This is a genomic window from Xanthomonas sp. XNM01, assembly GCF_014851915.1.
Taxonomy (GTDB): domain Bacteria; phylum Pseudomonadota; class Gammaproteobacteria; order Xanthomonadales; family Xanthomonadaceae; genus Pseudoxanthomonas.
This window is the reverse complement of record NZ_JACVAP010000001.1, coordinates 681,953-701,829: the sequence shown is the minus strand read 5'-3', so window position 1 is coordinate 701,829 and position 19,877 is coordinate 681,953. Positions and strand designations below refer to the sequence as shown.

Genomic DNA, 19,877 nt, shown 5'->3' with positions numbered 1-19,877 from the left:
AAGCCGGCACACCTGCGCCGGCTGCGTTCCGCCAACCGGAGGTTGACAGGGAACGCGCATCCAACTCGGCGATTCGCGGGAAAAACGCGATCCTACTTGTCCTACTGGACAGCGGCAAGGGCTTCTCCCGGGCCGCCATCCGCACAGTTCAGCTCAGTGCAGGCGCTGTCCAACCCAGGCCGGCACCTGCTGCAGAGCCAGAGCAAGGGCGGGCCCGTCCTCGCCACCACCCTGGGCGAGGTCCGGGCGGCCGCCGCCCTTGCCACCGATCTGACCGGCGACATGGGCCAGAAGTTCGCCAGCCTTGACCCGCCCTGTTGCGGAACCATTCACCCCGGCGACCAGGGCCGCCTTGCCGTCCTGGGCGCCAGCCAGCAGCACGACCGTGTCGCCCAGCTGCTGCTTGAGCCGGTCCACCGCCTCGCGCAGGCCCTTGGCGTCGATGCCTTCCAGGCGGGCGGCCAGCACCTTGATCCCGCCGACCTCGACCGCCGAGGCGGCCAGATCCGAGGCCGCGCTGCTGGCGGCCTTGGCCTTGAACGACTCGACCTCGCGCTCCAGCCGGCGGATCCGCTCGGCCAGCGAACGCGCCTTGTCGACCACGTCGCCACGGCTGCCACCCAGGATGGAGGCCGCCTCGTCCAGGCTGCGGCCTTCGGCTGCGACATGGTCCAGCGCCCCCTGCCCGGTCACCGCCTCGATCCGGCGCACGCCGGCCGACACGCCACCTTCGGAGACGATCTTGAACAGGCCAATGTCGCCGGTGCGGCCCACATGGGTGCCGCCGCACAGTTCGACGGACTCGCCCATCGTGACTACGCGCACGCGCTCGCCGTACTTCTCGCCGAACAGCGCCATTGCGCCGGAATCGATCGCGGCCTGCATGTCCATCTGCTGGATCACGACCGCATGGTTGGCACGCACCTCGTCGTTGACCAGACGCTCGATCTCGGCCAGTTCGCCCGCGGCGATCGGCTGGAAGTGCGAGAAGTCGAAGCGCAGACGCTCCGGCGCGACCAGCGAGCCCTTCTGCGCGACATGAGTGCCGAGCAGGCCACGCAGCGCGCCGTGAAGCAGGTGGGTGGCCGAGTGGTTCAGCACGATGGTGCCGCGGCGGGCCGCATCGACCGTGCCGGCCAGGGTGTCGCCGATCTTCAGCGCGCCCTGCACGAGGCGGCCGACGTGACCATGGAACTGGCCGGCGAACTTCTGCGTGTCGCGTACGTCCAGCTGCGCGCCGGCGCCGGTCAGCTGGCCGGTATCGCCGACCTGGCCGCCGGACTCGGCGTAGAACGGGGTACGGTCGGTCAGCACGATCAGCTCGTCGCCAACCTCGGCCGACTGCACCGGACGGCCATCGCGCAGCAGGGCGACGACTTTCAGGCCATCGGCCTGCAGCGCGTCGTAACCGAGAAACGCGGTCGGCGACAGCGTGGCGACCAGATCGGCCGGCAGCTGCACGCCGCCACCGAACTTGCCGGCGGCACGCGCGGTTTCGCGCTGCTGCTCCATCGCCGCATCGAAGCCGGCGTTGTCGACGGTGAAGCCGCGCTCGCGGGCGATGTCGGCGGTCAGGTCCAGCGGGAAGCCGTAGGTGTCGTACAGGCGGAACGCGTCAACGCCCGGGATCACCTTGTCGGCGGCCCTGGCGGCGATGTCCTCGAAGATCTTCATGCCGGCATCGAGCGTCTCGGCGAAGCGTTCTTCCTCGGCGCGCAGCGCGCGGGTCACCGTGTCCTGTGCGGCCGGCAGTTCCGGGTAGGCCTCGCCCATCTGTTCGACCAGGGTCGGCACCAGCGCGCTGAAGAACGGCTGGCGCACGCCCAGCATCCAGCCATGGCGCAGCGCGCGGCGGATGATCCGCCGCAGCACGTAGCCACGGCCCTCGTTCGACGGCAGCACGCCGTCGACGATCAGGAACGAGCAGGCACGGATGTGGTCGGCGATCACCCGCAGCGACTTGTTCTCCAGGTCGGCCATGCCGGTCAGCTCGCTGGCCTTGCGGATCAGGGCCTGGAACAGGTCGATCTCGTAGTTGGTGTGCACGTGCTGCAGGATCGCGGCCAGCCGCTCCAGGCCCATGCCGGTATCGACGCAGGGCGCCGGCAGCGGAACCAGGGTACCGTCGGGCTGCTTGTCGAACTGCATGAACACGAGATTCCAGATCTCGATGAAGCGGTCGCCATCCTCGTCCGGCGAACCCGGGGGGCCGCCGGCGATGTGGTCGCCGTGGTCGTAGAAGATCTCGGTGCACGGGCCGCAGGGGCCGGTGTCGGCCATCTGCCAGAAGTTGTCCGAGGCGTACGGCGCACCCTTGTTGTCGCCGATGCGGACGATGCGCTCTTCCGGAATGCCGACCATGTCGCGCCACAGCGCGTAGGCCTCGTCGTCGGTGTGGTAGACGGTGACCAGCAGGCGCTCGGCCGGCAGCTTCCAGACTTGAGTCAGCAGCTCCCAGGCCCAGGCGATGGCATCCTTCTTGAAGTAGTCGCCGAACGACCAGTTGCCCAGCATCTCGAAGAAGGTGTGGTGGCGCGCGGTGTAGCCGACCGAATCGAGGTCGTTGTGCTTGCCGCCTGCGCGCAGGCAGCGCTGGACGTCGGCCGCGCGCACGTAGCTGCGCTTCTCCGCACCCAGGAATACGTCCTTGAACTGGACCATGCCCGAGTTTGTGAACAGCAGGGTCGGGTCGTTGCCCGGCACCAGCGGCGCCGACGGCACGATGGTGTGGCCCTTGTCGCGGAAGAAATCGAGGAAATCGCTGCGGATGCGGGCGGTGGTGTAGGTCGACGTGGAAGCGGTCATCTGGCTCTGGCTGGCAGCAGGGGTGCCGCGGGCCGGCCGGGAATCGGGCGCGGCTGCGGCCCCGGAGGCGGGGAAGGCAACCGCTAAAGGGTATCAGGCCGGCGCTGCTCAGTCGTCAGGATCGAAGCGGCTCGCCCGTCGGATGCTGTCGCCGTCGAAACCGCGCCGGGCCAGCAGGTCGGCGGCCTTGCGCCGCTGCGCCAGATCGACCGGTCCGTCCTCGCCGAAGCGGCGGCGCAGCAGCTCGCGGGCGTTCTCGGTCCAGTCGCCGTCGTAGCCCTGAAGCGTCGCCGCCACCAGTTCCCCGGCCAGTCCATGGGTGCCCAGTTCGGCCCGGATGTACAGCGGACCATAGCCACTGCCGGCCCGGCTGCGCAGCAGCGATTCCGCGAAGCGGGTGTCGTCCTGCCAGCCTTCCCCGGCCAGTCGCTCGACCGCGGCCGTCGCGGCCTCGGCCTCGACCCCGCGCGCGGTCAGTTTGCGGGTCAGTTCGCGACGCGAATGCTCGCGCCGCACCAGCAACCCCAGGGCTCGCTGCACCGGGGTCTGTTCGGGCTTGCGCCGCCGGCCCGCTGCCGGCGGATCCTGCTGGTCAGTGCTCATCGCCCTGCCCTGTTACCGAAAAGATGTGCGCCTTCCCTGGCGCAATGCCTCCCTGGCACAAGGTCCGTCCCCGCTTTCCGCGCCACTGACAGCACCTCCGGCGGAGCCGGCCCTGATTACTCGTCGTCGCCTTCGTCGGCGCCTTCCTCGCGCCCGCCGTCGGCCGGCTGGAACTTCTCGCGCAGCTCCGCCTCGAGCTTGGCGGCCACCGCCGGATTCTCGCGCAGGTAGGTACGGGCGTTGTCCTTGCCCTGGCCGATCCGCTCGGTGCCGTAGCTGTACCAGGCACCAGCCTTGTCGACCAGCTTGGCGTCCACGCCCATGTCGATCAGTTCGCCTTCGCGGCTGATGCCTTCGCCGTACAGGATCTCGGTGACGATCTGCTTGAACGGCGGCGCCATCTTGTTCTTGACCACCTTGACCTTGGTCTGGTTGCCGATGATCTCGTCGCCCTTCTTGATCGCGCCGATGCGGCGGATGTCCAGGCGCACCGAGGCATAGAACTTCAGTGCGTTGCCACCGGTGGTGGTTTCCGGACTCTGGCCCGGCATCATCACGCCGATCTTCATGCGCAGCTGGTTGATGAAGATCACCAGGGTATTGGAGCGCTTGATGTTGCCGGTCAGCTTGCGCAGCGCCTGGCTCATCAGGCGGGCCTGCAGGCCAGGCAGCTGGTCGCCCATCTCGCCTTCGATTTCGGCCTTCGGAGTCAGTGCGGCGACCGAGTCGATGACGACGATGTCGACCGAGCCCGAGCGCACCAGCATGTCGGCGATTTCCAGCGCCTGCTCGCCGGTATCCGGCTGCGACAGCAGCAGGTCGTCGACGTTCACGCCCAGCTTGGCCGCATAGACCGGGTCCAGCGCATGCTCGGCGTCGATGAAGGCGGCGGTGCCGCCCAGCTTCTGGCACTGTGCGATGGCCTGCAGGGTCAGGGTGGTCTTGCCGGAGGATTCCGGCCCGTAGATCTCGACCACGCGGCCCTTCGGCAGACCGCCGATGCCCAGCGCGATGTCCAGCATCAGCGAGCCGGTCGGCACGACCTCGGTGGCCTCGATGACGCGGTCGCCCATGCGCATGACCGAACCCTTGCCGAACTGCTTGTCGATCTGGCTCAGGGCCGCCGCGAGGGCGCGCTTCTTGTTCTCGTCCATCTGGAAATCCTCGGTGTCAGTGTGTGAGGGTGATTGTGGGCAGGCCGCGTCGCACAGGCTGCGACGGCCGACCCTTGAAGCGAAACTAGTGCGTCTGCGAAGCGGGTTTCATCGCCCTGCGTGGCACGCGGCTGTCGGAAAACACCGTGCGCGGGACGGGAGAATCGCCATCGACGGCATCAGCGATTCGGCCGCACCAGCCCGCAGTACAGGCCTTCGATCGCGAACTCCTGGTCGGGCAGCACTTCGATCGGTGCGTAATCGGGATTGCGCGGCAGCAGCCGGATCCGGTCCTTGCCGATCTTCAGCAGCTTGACGGTGATCTCCTCGTCCACGCGGGCGACCACGATCTGGCCGGAGCGCGCGTCGCGCGTGCGGTGCACGCCGATCAAGTCGCCATCGAAGATGCCCTCGTCGCGCATCGAGTCGCCCTCGACCTTCAGCAGGTAATCGGGCGACGGCGAGAACAGCACCCGATCCAGCACCAGGAAGCGTTCGGCCAGGTCGGCCGGCGCATCGGCGCCGATCGGCAGGCCGGCGGCCACGCGCCCCAGTACCGGCAGGCGCAGGGCGTCGTCATTGGCCGCCAGCGGCAGTTCGACCTGCGCCGCGGGCGGCGGCGCCAGCACGCGGATGCCGCGGGCACGACCAGGCACACGCTCGATCGCCCCGGCGGCCTCCAGCGCCTCCAGGTGGTACTGCGCGGCGCGTACGCCCTTGAAGCCGAAGGCACGGGCGATCTCCGCCTGGGACGGCGGCATGCCTTCGGCGTCGATGCGCTCGGCGATCAGGGCCAGGATGGCCTGCTGGGTGTCGGTGATCTCCATGGTTAGTAGTAATACCGCTAACAATGAACCAAGGCAAGCAGCTTGACTGCTTTCGAAATTAATTTATGTTTTACGATGATCAATCACCCAAAGGACTGGATGAAATGAAGATCGAATACCGGATTCAACGTCATGGCCGGCACCTGAAGTCGTTGGCATGCATCGGCGTGGCGGGTGTGGCCGCGCTCGGTGGCCTCGCTGCGGCCAGTCCCTGGATCGACATGTGGGCGTTGAGGACGAGCGCCTGGTCGGTGTTCGGCATGCCAGCGCACGAGGCGGCCGCCTTGCCGGACGATGCGCGGATGTTGCTTTCCGCGGCCTGCCTGCTGGTCGCGCTGGCCTTCCTGCTGCCGCTGCTGGCCCTCCGCCAGCTGGGGCAACGCTTGCGTGACGGCGACGCGCTCGGCAGGCCGGTGGCCGACGCGTTCCGGTGGCTGGCCCATTCGCTGCCGTTGATGGCCGGGCTGCGTCTGGTCGCCAACGCGCTTGCAGGCGCTGCAGTGGGAGTCGGTGGCGACGACTACCACCTCAGTGTGGATGTCGGCGATACCTACCTCTTCCTCATCGCCTGCCTGTGCCTGTACAGCGTGGCGCACCTCATGCGGCTGGCAGCCGAAACCGCGGACGACGCGCGGAGCATCGTCTGATGCCGATCGTGGTCAACCTGGACGTGATGCTGGCACGTCGCAAGATGCGGTCGAAGGATCTGGCCGAACGCATCGGCATCAGCGAGACCAACCTGTCGCTGCTCAAGCAGGGCCACGTCAAGGGCGTGCGCTTCGGCACGCTGGAAGCGATCTGCCAGGTGCTGGAGTGCCAGCCGGGCGATCTGCTGGAGTATCGGCGGGACGTCTGATCCACCGGGCGACCTGCCGCACGCGCCGCTGCCTCAGCCGCGCCCGCTGCGCCAGATCGAGAACAGGATCCAGACGCCGCACAGCGCCGCGCCGACGAAGCCGAGCACGCCCAGCACCAGCAGCCAGCGGCTCGGCACGCCACCGCCGGCGCTGTGCATCACGATCGACGAACCGATGACCAGCGCGGCGGTCACCACGCCCATCGTCAGCCGGTTGGCAGCGCGGTCGACCTGTTCGCCGAAGGCCTTCAGCGTGGTCACCTCGACCTGCAGGTGCAGGCGTCCGCGCCGTGCCGCACGCAGCAGCCGGCGCAGTTCGCGCGGCATGTCGCCGGCCAGTTCCAGTGCATCCAGGGTGCTGCCGCGCACGCGACGCAGCAGCGCGCGCGGCGAGTAGCGCGCCAGCATCGCGCGCTCCACGTAGGGGCGGGCAGCGCTGGCCATGTCGAAGTCGGGATCGAGCTGCCGGCCGACGCCTTCCAGGGTCAGGAAGGCCTTGATCATCAACGCCAGATCCGACGGCAGGCTCAGCCCGTGGTCGCGCAGGATCGTGGTCACGTCGCCCAGCATCGTGCCCATCCGCAGATCCTTCAGCGGCACGCCCCGGTACTGGTCGACGAAGGCGCCGATGTCGGCCTGCAGCCGCGGCTCCTCGATCTCGCCCCTGCCCTCGCCCCACTCCAGCAGGATCTCGGTGACGCCTGGGGCGTCCTGCTCGACCAGACCGTGCAGCAGTTGCACGACCTGGAAGCGGCGCTGCTCGGAGATGCGGCCGACCATGCCGAAATCGATGACGCCGATGCGCTCGCCACTGAGATAGAAGATGTTGCCCGGGTGCGGATCGGCATGGAAGAAACCGTCCTCCAGCACCATCTTCAGCACGATTCCGGCACCGGTCCGGGCCAGCGCGCGGCGATCGAGGCCGGCCGCATCGACCGCCGGCAGGTCGCTACCGCGGATGCCCACGACGAACGCCTGCACGTTCAGGCGTTCGCAGGTCCACTGCCAGTGGACCTTCGGGATCACGATGTCCTCGCGCCCGGCGAAATTGGCCGCGATGCGCTCGGCATTGCGGCACTCGGCGGCGAAATCCAGCTCGCGCCGCAACGACAGGGTGAATTCGTGCACCACCTCCGCCGGCCGGTAGCGGCGCAGGTCCGGCGCCTGCGCTTCGACGATCTCGGCCAGCCGCGCCAGCAGCCGCAGGTCGGCCTCGATCACCTCGCGGATACCCGGACGGCGCACCTTGAGCACCACCGCGGTGCCGTCTTCCAGCCAGGCCCGATGGGTCTGCGCGAGCGAGGCGGCCGCGAGCGGGATCTCGTCCAGGCGGGCAAAGACGGTTTCGGGCGGCGCGCCCAGATCCTCGGTCAGCTGTCCGCGGATCGACTCGAACGGCAGCGCCGGCACCGCGTTCTGCAGCTTGCTCAGCTCGGCGATCCACTCCGGAGGAAACAGGTCGACGCGGGTGGCCAGCACCTGGCCGAACTTGACGAAGGTCGGGCCCAGTTCCTCCAGCGCGCGCCGCACGCGCGCGGCCGGCGCCATCCGCGCGGTGCCTTCGCCGTCATGCCAGTGCAGCAACCGGCCGGCGCGCTCCAGCGCACCGGCCAGGCCGATCCGGCGGACCAGGTCGCCGAATCCGTGGCGGATCAGGACGGAGGCGATTTCCTGCAGCCGCCCCAGATCACGGACGGTGCCCAGCGTCTCCCACATCGGTGTTCTCCATTCGCGCGGCGACGCCGCACATCATGCCGCGAGCAGGCTTTCCAGTCCCCGCAGCGCGCGTTCGACGGTCTGCCGGCGCACGGCATCGCGGTCGCCATCGAAGTGGAACACCTCGGCGCGGGCATACCCGCCGCGACGCTTCCAGCCGATCCAGACGGTGCCGACCGGCTTGTCCGCACTGCCGCCGCCCGGCCCGGCGATGCCGGTCACCGCGACCGCCACGCTGGCGCCGGAATTGACCAGCGCACCGGACACCATCTCGATCGCGGTCTCGCGACTGACCGCGCCATAGTGCTCCAGCGTCTGCGGGCGTACGCCCAGCAGCGCCTGCTTGGCTTCGTAGCTGTAGGCGACCATGCCGCAGTCGAACCAGTCCGAGGAGCCGGCGATGTCGGTGAGGCATTTGGCGATCCATCCGCCACTGCAGCTTTCGGCGGTGACCACGCGGTCGCGCGAGGTGCGCAGGCGCTCGCCCAGCGACTGGGCCAGCTCGCGCAGCGCGCGGTCTTCGGGATCGGACATCGGGACTTCCACTGCGAGGGGTATCGGCGTTGTAGCCCAAAACGCCGACCGATGTCTCGCGTACGGTGCCCGACGCCGCCCGCCCCGCCCCGAACGCGACAGGCCCGTCGATGGCGGGCCTGTCGCGTGACTGCTGCGGTTTTACTCAGTAGCGCAGGCGCAGGGTCATCCCGTAGGTCCGCGGCGCACCCAGGAACGCGTTCCACGAGCCCGGCTGGATCGGCGCATCGATGCCGACCTGCTTGTAGGTCTCGTCGGTGAGGTTCTGGCCCCAGAATTCGACCATCCACCGCTGGTCCTGGGCCCCGAACCCGATCCGGGCATTGACCAGGGTGTAGGCGTCCTGGGCCTTCTGCGGGTCCAGGTCCGAGCCGGTGTTGTAGTCGGACATGTACTTGGCGCCGACGTTGAACCGGCCCATCAGGCTGTTGCCGAAGTCCCACTCGTAGGTCGCCGACAGGTTGCCCGACCACTCCGGGGCGAAGCTCATCTGGCTGCCCGGCAGCAGGGCCAGGTCCGGATCGGGGAGCAGGTCGTCGCCATACTCGGTCCGTGCGTAGGTGAAGCCGCCCTGCAGCATCAGCCCGGTCACGCCGGTCTGCCACATGATCTCGGCGTCGATGCCCTTGGACACCACTTCGGGGATCGAGCGCACCACGAAACTGGTGCCGAGGAAGCTGTTGAGCTGGAAGTCCTCGTACTTCTGGTAGAAGAGCGAGGCGTTGAGCAGCAGGTTGCCGTCGGCCCACGTGGTCTTGGTGCCCAGCTCGTAGCTGTCGACGAACTCGCCGCCGAACGAGGTGTCGTCCACCGGGGTGATGCCCTGGGTGCCGCTGGACAGCCCGTTGGACGACTGCACGCGATCGAGGTTGAAGCCGCCGGCCTTGTAGCCGCGCGCCGCCGACGCATAGGTCATCACGTCGTCGGACCAGTTGTAGGCCAGCTTCAGCGTGCCGGACCACTCCTTCTCGGTCCTGCTCTGCGAGACGTCGCGCCCGTTGTGCGCCACGTTGGCCCATGGCAGACACATGTAGCCGGCGATGGTCGGTGCCAGCGCCGGCACCAGTGCACCGAGCAGCTGCTGTTGCAGCGCCGGCGGCAGGCTGCCGAACCCGTTGATCCGCTGCGCCAGCGCACCACCGACGCGCGCGCCCGGGTTGGCCAGGGTGGCGGCGCAGGCCGCGCCACCGTTCGGGTTGGTGTAGACCGAATGCAGGTCCTTCTTCTCGCGGGTGTAGCGCAGGCCCAGGGTCACGTCGAAGGCATCGGTGACGCGGAAGGTGTTGTTGGTGAAGATCGCCGCGCTGCGCGCCTGCTGCTCGTGCCGGTCCAGCGTGCCCAGGCCGGTGAAGTTGGTGCCGAACGGGCGCCCGCTGACCTGCGACAGGAAGGTCGCCGGGTTGGCCTGGTTCACGGTCAGGCCGAACCCGGCCAGCTGCGCGGCCACACCGGACAGCACCTGGCTGCCGACCAGGCTCGACAGGTACGGCTCGTAGGCGCTGCCGTACCGGTAGGTTTCGTTGCGGTCCAGCTGCTCGTCCGAATAGAACACGCCGACCATCCAGTCCACGCGCTCGCTGGACCCGGTCAGGCGGAACTCCTGGGTGAAGGTCTTGAACCGGGTCAGCGACTCGTCCTCGTCGGCCGCGCGGTAGAGGATGTCGGCGGCGCTGTAGTCGAAGTCCAGCCCGTTGATCGCCTGCCAGTCGCGGACGGCCGTGATCGAGGTGAAGGTGGCCTCGTTGGCCCAGGGCGTGTTCCAGTTGACCTCGGCCGAGATGCCCTTGTCCTTGATGTCCTGCTCGGTGCTGCGGTTGCTGTAGGCCAGGCGGCGCTCCGGGTCGGGCACGGGGATCACGCCCTCGCCGCCCGGCGTCAACGCATTGATGATCGCCGCCGCGGGGCCGCGGTGGGTGGTCACGGTGGCGCAGCAGTTCTCCTCGCGGCTGGTGAAGTCGGCCGCGATGTTGATGTCCAGGTTCTCGGTCGGCTCGAACAGCAGCTGGCCGCGCAGGGTATGGAAGTTCTGATCGCCGTCGTCGGTTTCGGTCCGCGGACCTGCGCCGGTGCGCACCTCGTCGACGCCGTCGCGCTTGCGCTTGGCCGCGTAGATGCGGATCGCGGCGTGTTCACCGAGCGCATCGTTGTAGGCGCCGGACACGCCCATCGCCCCGTAGTTGCCGATGGTGATCTCGCCCTCGGCGCTCTGCGTGTAGCTGGGCCGGCGGGTGACCACGTTGATCACGCCGGCCGACGTGTTCTTGCCGAACACCGTGCCCTGCGGCCCCTTCAGCACCTCGATCCGTTCCAGTTCGCCCAGGTCGGTGAAACCGACGCTGTTGCGCGGCCGGTACACGCCGTCGATGACCACGCCGACCGACGATTCCAGGCCGGCGTTGTCGCCGACGGTGCCGATGCCGCGAATGCGGGCGGTGGTCTGCGCCGCGCTCTGGGTGCTGGTCACGGTCAGGCCCGGCACCAGCACCTGCAGATCCTTGATGTCGCGTACGCCGGTGTCCTGCAGCAGCTGTTCGCCGAGCACGTTGACCACGATCGGCACTTCCTGCAGCGCCTGCTCGCGTTTCTGTGCGGTGACCGTCAGTCCAGACAGCGTGACCGGCTGCTCCCGTCCCGCCTCCGCCGCCTGTTCCTGCGCATGCGCGGTGGCCGTCATGGTGGACAGTGCGGCGATCACGGCGATCGCCAATCCGGTGTGATGCAGGTTGCCTCGTGCCATTGCTCCCTCCCCAGGGTGTCGATGTTGGCCGGTCCTGACTGCTGCGATGTCGATCTCGTGCTGTGCTGCATCCTCTGGACCTGGTCCGGTCCGTAAACGGGAAGTTAAACCGCATGCGGTCACACCGCATTCTGCACTGCGGCGATACGTCACATTGCGTTTTGGGATGGAGGCGCGACTCAGTGCGGAGCGGAGCCGCAGCCACCGGCGACGCAGTCGCCCTCGCCCGCTTCCATCTGCAGGGTGACGTGATCGATACCGAAGTGCCCTGCGAGCCGTTGCGCCAGCGCCACCCGCACCGCGATCGGGTCCGCATCGCCGGCGACCACCACATGCGCGGTCATCGCCGGGGTCCGCGACGCCAGCGCCCAGACGTGCAGGTCGTGCACGCCGGTCACCTGCGGGTGCGCCAGCAGCGCGGTGTTGATCGCCGCGACATCGATGCCGCGCGGCACGCCTTCCATCAGCACGTTGATCGCCTCGCGCAACAGCAGCACGGTGCGCGGCAGCACCCACAGGCCGATCAGCACCGCCAGCAGCGGATCCACCCACAGCCAGCCGGTGAAGCGGATCACGATGGCCGCGATGATCACCGCCAGCGAGCCGAGCATGTCGCTCCAGACCTCGAGGTAGGCGCCCTTCATGTTCAGGCTCTGGCCGCTTCCGGCATGCAGCAGCTTCATCGCCACCAGGTTGCAGGCCAGGCCGAGCACGGCCACCGCCAGCATTCCCGTGCTCGCCACCGGCAGCGGCGTGCGGAAGCGGTGCCAGGCTTCCCACAGGATGTAGCCCGCCAGCACGAACAGCAGGCCGCCGTTGACCAGCGCACCGAACGCCTCGAAACGCACGTAGCCATACGTGCGCCGCGCATCGGCCGGGCGCTTGGCCAGGCGCACTGCGATCAGCGCGATCGCCAGCGCCAGCGTGTCGGTGGCCATGTGCGCCGCGTCGGACAGCAGCGCCAGACTGTTGGTCCACCACGCGCCGATCAGCTCGGCCACCAGGACCGCGGCGGTCAGGCCCAACGCCCACCACAGCGGACGCTCGAAGCGGATGTCGGTGGGGACGTGGCTGTGACCGCCCAGTCCGTGCTGGTGGCCGGCATGACCATGCCCGTGATGGTCATGGGCGTGATCGTGCGGATGCCCGTGATCGTGGGCGTGGTCGTGCTGGTGGCTCATGCCGGCTCCGGTGCGTGGCCGGCACTATCCGACGGCGCCGGCTCGGAGACTATTACAATCGCCGGTCCCGTACCGCCCGCATGCCGATGTCCAAGACCAGCGCCACCGCCGAACACACCCCGCTGATGAAGCAGTTCTTCGCAGCCAAGGCCGACTACCCGGACCTGCTGCTGTTCTTCCGCATGGGCGACTTCTACGAGCTGTTCTACGACGACGCACGCAAGGCCGCGCGGCTGCTGGACATCACCCTGACCCAGCGCGGCAGCTCCGGCGGCGCACCGATCCCGATGGCCGGCGTGCCGGTGCATGCCTACGAAGGCTATCTGGCGCGGCTGGTCGCGCTGGGCGAATCGGTGGCGATCTGCGAACAGATCGGCGACCCGGCGCTGGCCAAGGGCCTGGTCGAACGCAAGGTGGTGCGCGTGGTCACCCCGGGCACCGTCACCGACGAGGCCCTGCTGGACGAGCGCCGCGACACCCTGCTGATGGCGGTCGCGCGCGGAAAGAGCGGCTACGGCCTGGCCTGGGCCGACCTCGCCGGTGGCCGCTTCCTGGTCAACCAGGTCGACGGCGACGATGCGCTGGAAGCCGAACTGGCCCGGCTGGAACCGGCCGAGCTGCTGCTGCCCGACGAGGAAGGCCTGCCGCCGATCACCCTCGCGCGCGGCGCGGTGCGCCGGCGCGCGCCGTGGCTGTTCGACCCGGACAGCGGCCGCCGCCAGCTGCTGCGCTTCTTCGGCCTGCACGACCTCACCGGCTTCGGCATCGAGGACAAGCCACTGGCCGTGGCCGCCGCCGGCGCCCTGCTCGGCTACGTCGAGGAAACCCAGAAGCAGCAGCTGCCGCACCTGACCTCGATCGCGGTGGAGACCGCCGGCGATGCGATCGCGATGAACGCCGCCACGCGCCGGCATCTGGAGCTGGACTCGCGCGTCGACGGCGACACCCGCCACACCCTGCTCGGCGTGCTGGACGCGACGATCACCCCGATGGGCGGGCGCCTGCTGCGGCGCTGGCTGCACCGGCCGCTGCGCGAGCGCCGCGTGCTCGAACAGCGCCACCATGCGGTGGCCACGCTGATCGACCGCGGTGCCGATGCGGACCTGCGCGAACGCTTCCGCGGCCTGGGCGACATCGAACGCATCCTGACCCGCATCGCATTACGTTCGGCGCGTCCGCGCGACATGTCGACGCTGCGCGACGGCCTGGCCCTGCTGCCGCCGATCCGCGAGGTGCTGGCACCGCTGGATTCGCCGCGCCTGGCTGCGCTGGCCGCCGAACTGGGCGAACACACCGACTGCGCCGCCCTGCTCGCCTCGGCGATCGCCACGCAGCCGCCGCTGAAGCTGGTCGACGGCGGCGTACTGGCCGATGGCTACGACGCCGAGCTGGACGAGCTGCGCCGGCTGTCGACCAATGCCGACCAGTTCCTGGTCGACCTGGAACTGCGCGAGCGCGAGGCCAGCGGCATCGGCACGCTGAAGGTCGGTTACAACCGCGTGCACGGCTACTACATCGAGATCAGCAAGGGCCAGGCCGACAAGGCGCCGGTGCATTACACCCGCCGCCAGACCCTGACCAATGCCGAGCGCTACATCACCGAGGAACTCAAAGCCTTCGAGGACAAGGTGCTGTCCGCGCGCGAGCGCTCGCTGTCGCGCGAAAAGTTCCTGTACGAGGCGCTGCTGGACACGCTCAACGGCCTGCTCGAACCGCTCAAGCGCTGCGCCGGCGCGCTCAGCGAACTGGACGTGCTGGCCGCCTTCGCCGACCGCGCGCAGGCGCTGGACTGGGCCCGCCCGGAACTGACCGACACGCCCTGCCTGTGCATCGAACGCGGCCGCCACCCGGTGGTCGAGGCGGTGCGCGAGGAACCGTTCCATCCCAACGACCTGGACCTGTACGCCGACCGCGACGGCGCCGCGCGCCGCATGCTGGTGATCACCGGCCCGAACATGGGCGGTAAATCGACCTACATGCGCCAGAACGCACTGATCGTGCTGCTGGCCCACATCGGCAGCTTCGTGCCGGCCAGCCGCGCGGTGCTCGGCCCGATCGACCGGATCCTGACCCGCATCGGTGCCGGCGACGACCTGGCCAGGGGCCAGTCGACCTTCATGGTCGAGATGGCCGAGACCAGCTACATCCTGCACCACGCCACCGCGCAGTCGCTGGTGCTGATGGACGAGATCGGGCGCGGCACGTCCACCTACGACGGCCTGGCGCTGGCCGATGCGGTCGCCCGCCACCTGGCCCACAGCAACCGCTGCTACACGCTGTTCGCCACGCATTACTTCGAGCTGACCACGCTGGCCGACGAGTCGGTCGAAGGCGGTGGCAGCGGCATCGCCAACGTGCATCTGGACGCGGTCGAGCACGGCGACAGCCTGGTCTTCATGCATGCGGTCAAGGACGGCGCGGCCAACCGCAGCTTCGGCTTGCAGGTCGCCGCCCTGGCCGGCCTGCCGCGGACCACGCTGGCGCAAGCGCGCCGGCGCCTGGCGGAACTGGAACAGCGCGGCGGCGAGAGCCATGCTGCGCAGATGGCCCCGCAGGCGCTGGACGCGCCGCAGCAGTTCGGCCTGTTCGCCGCACCGCCGTCGGCCGCGCTCGACGCGCTGGCGGCGCTGGATCCGGACGAGCTGACCCCGAAGCAGGCGCTGGAGGCGCTTTACCGGATCAAGGCGCTGGCCTGAGCCGGGACGGCGCCGCGGCGGTTCCCGGCACCCTCTGTGGACGGCCCGGAAAAGAGGGCAGCAGCCGACGACTGCCGCCCTTCGCCTCCGCAGTGGCGCGGGATCAGCGGAAGCTGTAGTCGAAGCGCAGGGTGATGTTGCGCTCGGCACCCCACAGTTCATACAGCGCATTGCGCGTCCCGGTCCCCCGCGAGCGGGCATTGCGGTAGGCGTAGTACTGCTCGTTGGTCACGTTGTTGACGTGCAGGCTGAGCGTGGACTCCGGATTCAGGCGGATCCGGCCCGACAGGTTCAACGTCTCGTACGACGGCGACACGTCCTCGTCGCGGGTGTTGAAGTGGGTCTTGTACTCGCCATAGGCCGCGATGTCCGCACGCACGAAGGCATCGCGCTCGAACAGGCGGAAGCCATGGTCGACGGCCAGGTAGGCGTTGTACTTGGGCACCTGCGGGAACTCGTCGCCCTTCTGCGCACCCAGCGCCGCCACGTCGGTCAGGATCTCGGTGTTGGTGTACGAGGCGTTGAAGGTCAGCACGGTGTTGCTGCCCAGGGTCAGCGCGCTTTCCAGCTCCAGGCCCTGCGAGCGGGCCTCGGCCGCGTTGGCGATGAAGCTGAAGCCGCAGGTCGGCATGTAGACGCTGGCACGCACGTCGCTCCAGTCGATCCTGTACGCCGCCGACGAGATGCGCAGCCTGCGGTCGAAGAACGCACCCTTCACGCCCAGCTCGTAGTTGTCGATCGTGTCGGACGTGTAGCGGTTCTTGTGCTGCGAGGCGTACTCGTCGCCGGCGCAGCTGTTGGCCAGCGGCGCGTTGTTGCCGCCCGGACGATAGCCTTCCGCGTACAGCGCATAGATGTTGAGGTTGTCGCTGGGCAGGTAGGCCAGGCTGAACTTCTTGCGGTTGCCCGACTCACGGCCGCCCTCGGCCACCGAGCGCGGATCCAGACCGACCCAGATACCGGTGCTGGTGAAGTCCAGCGTGTCCTCCAGCTCGTAGAAGCGGATGCCGGCCGTCACCTCGAACGCCCCCGCGCCGGTATCGAACCGATAGCTGGTCTCGCCGAACGCGGCGCTCTCGCGCTGGGTGTCGGTGTTGTAGGTCAGGTTGTAGTTGATGCCGGGGTTGCCGTACAGCGCCTGGCCCAGCTCCCCGATGTGGGTCCAGCCGGCGCTGCCCCAGTAGCTGCTTCCGGTCAGGCCGGACATGTCGGAGAAGATGGTCAGGCTCTGCGGATCGGTGTTGTGGAACTGGTTCTGGCCGTTGAACTCGCCGCCCAGCCAGGTCTTGTCCTGGAAGAAGCCGACGGTCCAGTTCAGGCCGCTGTCGTTCTCCAGGTTCTGGAAGCGCAGCTCCTGGGTCAGGCGGCGCGACGAATCCTGGTTGATCATCCAGGTCTCGGTCATGTCCTCCATGTCCAGGCGCGTCCAGTTCTCGAGCGAGCTGCCGGTGTTCTTGCGGAACGAACCGACGTAGGACACCGAGGCGATGCCGAACAGGTCGTCGTGCTCGACATTGATCGAGAACAGGTTGGTCGCCGAACGGTTCCAGCCATCGAAGGCCTCGTAGATCGCGAAGCGGTCGTCCTCGACCTTGACCCGGCTGTTGGGCGCGCGGCACTGCGCGCGGCTGGCGCCCTCGGGGCAGTCGACCACGCTGTAGTCGATGTCGAATCCGGTGGGCGTTGCCGGGTTCGGGGTCAATTCGGGAACGTAGTAGAAGCCCGCGACCGAAGCGTCCGCCAAGCGGGTCCCCGTATCGTTACCGCGCACGTAGACATGGCCCAGATTGAAGCGCAGATCCGGGCTGACCTCCCACTGCAGCTGGGTCCGGATGAAATCGTCCTGCTCGTCGCCGTAGTTGCCGGTCTTGACGTTGACGATCTTGCCCGGCGTCCTGGCCGTGCTCGCGGCGACGCGCAGCGCCAGCACGTCCTGCAGCAGCGGCACGTTGATGCCGGCCTGGGTGCGGGTGGCGGTGGACGGGTTGTTCTCCTCGACCGTGCCGCTGAGCGAGGCGAAGACCTCGAAATTGTCGGTCTGCGGCTTGCGGGTCACCACCTGGACGGTGCCGCCGATCGCGTTCGATCCCCACAGGGTGCCCTGCGGACCACGCAGCACTTCGACCTGCTCGACGTCGAAGACCTCGCCGAAGGCGAAGGGAATGCCGTCCACGAACTGGCTTGTGGTGCCGGGCGACGCCGAGTTGCCGCCGCTGAGACCGCGCAGGATCAACCCTCCGGTGGGGCTGGCCGCACCGGCCAGGGTGCGGTACAGATCCGACACCGTGCTGATGTTGCGGTCCTCCAGCTCCTGGGCGGACACGGCGGTGATGTTCATCGGCACTTCGATGATCGATTCGGCGCGCTTGCGCGCCGTCACCTGGACCGAATCGAGCGTGGTGGCCTGCGCGCCCTCCCCGCCCTGCTGTTCCTGCGCGGAAGCGGCACCACCGGCCAGCATCGCGGAAGCAAGCGCCATCGCCAGGACACTGCGCCGCAGCGCATATGTTTCGTTCAAAGCCATCGTTACCCCCATAGGTCGTGAGATCTCCCCTTGTGCCGGACCCCTTCCGGCAGTCGTTCATGCTGACACGCACCGTCGCCGGTACGCCGGCATGGACTCATTCCAGTCTGCATCAAGCTGATTCCCGATCTTCATTTCAAACCGCATTTTTTTCGTAGATTTCCCGCGATTTTCAGACTCGCCCGCATCGCACGCACCACACCGGAGCAGAGCACGCACCGCGCGCACCGCGAGAGTGCAATTGATCCCGATCAATGCCGGGCGGGTGGGCGCGGCGGATAAGAGGCTCTCCAGCCAGCCGGGAGGCCCGCCATGTTCCGCAGCACGCTCGCCCTTGCCTGCATCGCCGCACTCGCAGCGCCCGTCGCGCTCGCACAGCAGGCCACGCCGTCCGCGCAGGAACTGCGCGAGATGGGCAATGCGCTGTTCAAACCCGTTCCCGCGCAAGTGAGCGAAGTGCGCGGCCAGGCCATCACCGCCGAGCAGGTGGAGCTGGGCCGCTGGCTGTTCTTCGATCCGCGCCTGTCGCGCAGCCACATCATCAGCTGCAACACCTGCCACAACGTCGGCACCGGCGGCGCCGACAACGTGCCGGTCTCGATCGGCCATGGCTGGCAGAAGGGGCCGCGCAACTCGCCGACCGTGCTCAACGCGGTGTTCAACGTCGCGCAGTTCTGGGATGGTCGCGCCGCCGACCTGAAGGAGCAGGCGAAAGGCCCGGTGCAGGCCAGCGTGGAAATGAACAACACGCCCGAACGCGTCGAGGCGACGCTGCGCAGCATGCCGGGCTACGTGGAGGCCTTTTCGCGTGCGTTCCCGGGCGAGGCACAGCCGGTGAGCTTCGACAACATGGCGCGCGCGATCGAGGCGTTCGAGGCGACGCTGACCACGCCCGACTCGCGCTTCGACCGCTTCCTCGCCGGTGAGGACACGCTGGATGCGGACGAACGCCGTGGCATGGCGCTGTTCATCGACAAGGGCTGCATCGCCTGCCACGCCGGCGTGAACCTGGGCGGCCAGACCTACCACCCGTTCGGCGTGGTCGAGCGCCCTGGCGCGGACATCCTGCCCGAGGCCGACAAGGGCCGCTTCGAAGTCACCCGCACGGCCACCGACGAGTACGTGTTCCGTGCGGCGCCGCTGCGCAACGTCGCGCTGACGGCGCCCTACTTCCACAGCGGCCAGGTCCGGGACCTGCGCCAGGCAGTGGCGATCATGGGCAGCAGCCAGCTCGGACAGGAGCTGGGCGCGGCCGATGTCGAGGCGATCACCCGCTTCCTGCAGACCCTGAGCGGGCGCCAGCCGCAGATCGTGCATCCGGTGCTGCCGACCAGCACGGCGACCACGCCGCAACCGGAGTAACCGTGCCGCGCGCACGACGTCAGCCGGAGCCGTCGTCGTGCCGCTGCCTGCGTCGTCTGCTCAGTGACCGGGCATCTGCAGCTGCGCCGCCAGTGCGTCGTCGCGCGCATTGGCGGCCAGTGCGGCCGGCCGCTGCGCATGGGCGGCAACGAAGGCCTCGAGGGCCGGCCGCCGCTCCAGTTCGCCCACCATCATCTGGTAGCCCAGGTACGCGGCCACGTAGAGGTCGACCGCGGTGAAGCGGTCGCCGGCCAGATGCGTCCTGCCGCTCACCGCCTGCTCCACCGTGGCCAGCACGTCATCCCCGCGGCCATAACCGGCACTGCGCGCAGCCACGAACACACCGGCCTGGCGTGCGGTCAGCCACGACTCGAACGGGCCGGCGAAGAAGAACAGCCAGCGGTAATAGGCCGCGCGCTCCGGCGAACCCGGCGGCGGCGCCAGCGCCTTCTCCGGAACGAGTTCGGCCAGGTAGGCGCAGATCGCCGCGTTCTCGGTCACCACGACATCGCCATGCCGGATCGCCGGCACCTTGCCCATCGGGTTGATCGCCAGATACTCCGGCGACTTCATCGTCGTATCGAAGTCGAGTACGACCTCTTCGTACGGCAGTCCGGTCTCCTCGAGCATCCAGCGCGCCACCCGGGCGCGCGACAGGGGGTGGGTATAGAAAGTCAGCACGTCGATGCACTCCGGCAAGGGTCGGGAGTACCCAGACTGCGTGGCCGCTGCTGACAGCCTGCTGTCAGCAGTCGCGCATCGCCGGGACATTGGATAGCCATTGCCCATCGATGCATTCGGATCATTCGATTTCACCAATCACAATCCGCGAAATATGGTGGCCCGGTCTATCAACGCCAGCGCATCATCGACGTCAGCACC

The 19,877-nt window shown here is 68.5% G+C and carries 14 protein-coding genes; 4 read left to right on the top strand and 10 right to left on the bottom strand.

Going from position 1 to position 19,877, the window contains the following annotated elements:
- Nucleotides 1-153 precede the first annotated feature (153 nt).
- From alaS to lexA, 4 genes are all read right to left on the bottom strand, one after another.
- Complete coding sequence (alaS, locus tag IB242_RS03060) at nucleotides 154-2,805, bottom strand: alanine--tRNA ligase (protein WP_192275777.1); 2,652 nt, start codon at nucleotides 2,803-2,805, stop codon at nucleotides 154-156.
- Between the two features lie 108 nt (nucleotides 2,806-2,913).
- Nucleotides 2,914-3,408 carry a recombination regulator RecX gene (gene recX / locus IB242_RS03055; RefSeq protein WP_192275776.1) on the bottom strand — a complete coding sequence of 165 codons (495 nt, stop codon included), beginning with the start codon at nucleotides 3,406-3,408 and terminating at the stop codon, nucleotides 2,914-2,916.
- Between the two features lie 116 nt (nucleotides 3,409-3,524).
- The gene (gene recA, locus IB242_RS03050; RefSeq protein ID WP_192275775.1) at nucleotides 3,525-4,562 is read right to left on the bottom strand and encodes a recombinase RecA; all 1,038 of its coding nucleotides are present in this window, start codon (nucleotides 4,560-4,562) and stop codon (nucleotides 3,525-3,527) included.
- A gap of 179 nt (nucleotides 4,563-4,741) precedes the next feature.
- Entirely contained in the window at nucleotides 4,742-5,389 is a 648-nt protein-coding gene (gene lexA / locus IB242_RS03045) for a transcriptional repressor LexA (protein WP_192275774.1), read from the bottom strand.
- A gap of 104 nt (nucleotides 5,390-5,493) precedes the next feature.
- Here lexA and IB242_RS03040 point away from each other — a divergent pair, with 104 nt between their 5' ends.
- Nucleotides 5,494-6,036: a hypothetical protein gene (locus IB242_RS03040; protein WP_192275773.1), complete on the top strand. Its 543-nt coding sequence runs from the start codon at nucleotides 5,494-5,496 to the stop codon at nucleotides 6,034-6,036.
- Nucleotides 6,036-6,245: a helix-turn-helix transcriptional regulator gene (locus IB242_RS03035; protein WP_192275772.1), complete on the top strand. Its 210-nt coding sequence runs from the start codon at nucleotides 6,036-6,038 to the stop codon at nucleotides 6,243-6,245. The genes IB242_RS03040 and IB242_RS03035 overlap by 1 nt, the downstream gene beginning before the upstream one ends.
- A 33-nt stretch (nucleotides 6,246-6,278) precedes the next feature.
- Here the strand turns inward: IB242_RS03035 and ubiB are convergent, their stop codons facing one another.
- The 4 genes from ubiB to IB242_RS03015 form a co-directional block, all read right to left on the bottom strand.
- Nucleotides 6,279-7,961 carry a 2-polyprenylphenol 6-hydroxylase gene (gene ubiB, locus IB242_RS03030; RefSeq protein WP_192275770.1) on the bottom strand — a complete coding sequence of 561 codons (1,683 nt, stop codon included), beginning with the start codon at nucleotides 7,959-7,961 and terminating at the stop codon, nucleotides 6,279-6,281.
- 33 nt (nucleotides 7,962-7,994) lie between these two features.
- Nucleotides 7,995-8,495 carry a CinA family protein gene (locus IB242_RS03025; RefSeq protein WP_192275768.1) on the bottom strand — a complete coding sequence of 167 codons (501 nt, stop codon included), beginning with the start codon at nucleotides 8,493-8,495 and terminating at the stop codon, nucleotides 7,995-7,997.
- Between the two features lie 145 nt (nucleotides 8,496-8,640).
- Nucleotides 8,641-11,232 carry a TonB-dependent receptor gene (locus tag IB242_RS03020; RefSeq protein WP_192275766.1) on the bottom strand — a complete coding sequence of 864 codons (2,592 nt, stop codon included), beginning with the start codon at nucleotides 11,230-11,232 and terminating at the stop codon, nucleotides 8,641-8,643.
- 179 nt (nucleotides 11,233-11,411) lie between these two features.
- Nucleotides 11,412-12,413: a cation diffusion facilitator family transporter gene (locus IB242_RS03015; protein ID WP_192275764.1), complete on the bottom strand. Its 1,002-nt coding sequence runs from the start codon at nucleotides 12,411-12,413 to the stop codon at nucleotides 11,412-11,414.
- Between the two features lie 86 nt (nucleotides 12,414-12,499).
- On the opposite strand from IB242_RS03015, the gene mutS reads away from it, so the two are divergent.
- On the top strand, nucleotides 12,500-15,109 hold the full coding sequence (gene mutS / locus IB242_RS03010) for a DNA mismatch repair protein MutS (RefSeq protein WP_192275762.1): 2,610 nt from the start codon (nucleotides 12,500-12,502) through the stop codon (nucleotides 15,107-15,109).
- Nucleotides 15,110-15,212: 103 nt separating this feature from the next.
- Here mutS and IB242_RS03005 read toward each other — a convergent pair whose 3' ends face one another.
- Nucleotides 15,213-17,633 (bottom strand): TonB-dependent receptor, encoded by a 2,421-nt coding sequence (locus tag IB242_RS03005; protein WP_192275760.1) that lies wholly within the window; start codon nucleotides 17,631-17,633, stop codon nucleotides 15,213-15,215.
- 312 nt (nucleotides 17,634-17,945) lie between these two features.
- Here IB242_RS03005 and IB242_RS03000 point away from each other — a divergent pair, with 312 nt between their 5' ends.
- A complete protein-coding gene (locus IB242_RS03000) occupies nucleotides 17,946-18,995 on the top strand; it encodes a cytochrome-c peroxidase (protein WP_192275758.1) in 1,050 nt (349 codons plus the stop codon).
- A gap of 60 nt (nucleotides 18,996-19,055) precedes the next feature.
- Here IB242_RS03000 and IB242_RS02995 read toward each other — a convergent pair whose 3' ends face one another.
- Entirely contained in the window at nucleotides 19,056-19,676 is a 621-nt protein-coding gene (locus IB242_RS02995) for a glutathione S-transferase family protein (RefSeq protein WP_343237074.1), read from the bottom strand.
- Nucleotides 19,677-19,877 lie beyond the last annotated feature (201 nt).

Excerpts from the sequence above, each read along its gene's own strand:
- alaS (WP_192275777.1), bottom strand. The coding sequence starts at position 2,805 with ATGACCGCTTCCACGTCGACCTACACCACCGCCCGCATCCGCAGCGAT.
- recX (WP_192275776.1), bottom strand. The coding sequence starts at position 3,408 with ATGAGCACTGACCAGCAGGATCCGCCGGCAGCGGGCCGGCGGCGCAAG.
- recA (WP_192275775.1), bottom strand. The coding sequence starts at position 4,562 with ATGGACGAGAACAAGAAGCGCGCCCTCGCGGCGGCCCTGAGCCAGATC.
- lexA (WP_192275774.1), bottom strand. The coding sequence starts at position 5,389 with ATGGAGATCACCGACACCCAGCAGGCCATCCTGGCCCTGATCGCCGAG.
- IB242_RS03040 (WP_192275773.1), top strand. The coding sequence starts at position 5,494 with ATGAAGATCGAATACCGGATTCAACGTCATGGCCGGCACCTGAAGTCG.
- IB242_RS03035 (WP_192275772.1), top strand. The coding sequence starts at position 6,036 with ATGCCGATCGTGGTCAACCTGGACGTGATGCTGGCACGTCGCAAGATG.
- ubiB (WP_192275770.1), bottom strand. The coding sequence starts at position 7,961 with ATGTGGGAGACGCTGGGCACCGTCCGTGATCTGGGGCGGCTGCAGGAA.
- IB242_RS03025 (WP_192275768.1), bottom strand. The coding sequence starts at position 8,495 with ATGTCCGATCCCGAAGACCGCGCGCTGCGCGAGCTGGCCCAGTCGCTG.
- IB242_RS03020 (WP_192275766.1), bottom strand. The coding sequence starts at position 11,232 with ATGGCACGAGGCAACCTGCATCACACCGGATTGGCGATCGCCGTGATC.
- IB242_RS03015 (WP_192275764.1), bottom strand. The coding sequence starts at position 12,413 with ATGAGCCACCAGCACGACCACGCCCACGATCACGGGCATCCGCACGAT.
- mutS (WP_192275762.1), top strand. The coding sequence starts at position 12,500 with ATGTCCAAGACCAGCGCCACCGCCGAACACACCCCGCTGATGAAGCAG.
- IB242_RS03005 (WP_192275760.1), bottom strand. The coding sequence starts at position 17,633 with ATGGCTTTGAACGAAACATATGCGCTGCGGCGCAGTGTCCTGGCGATG.
- IB242_RS03000 (WP_192275758.1), top strand. The coding sequence starts at position 17,946 with ATGTTCCGCAGCACGCTCGCCCTTGCCTGCATCGCCGCACTCGCAGCG.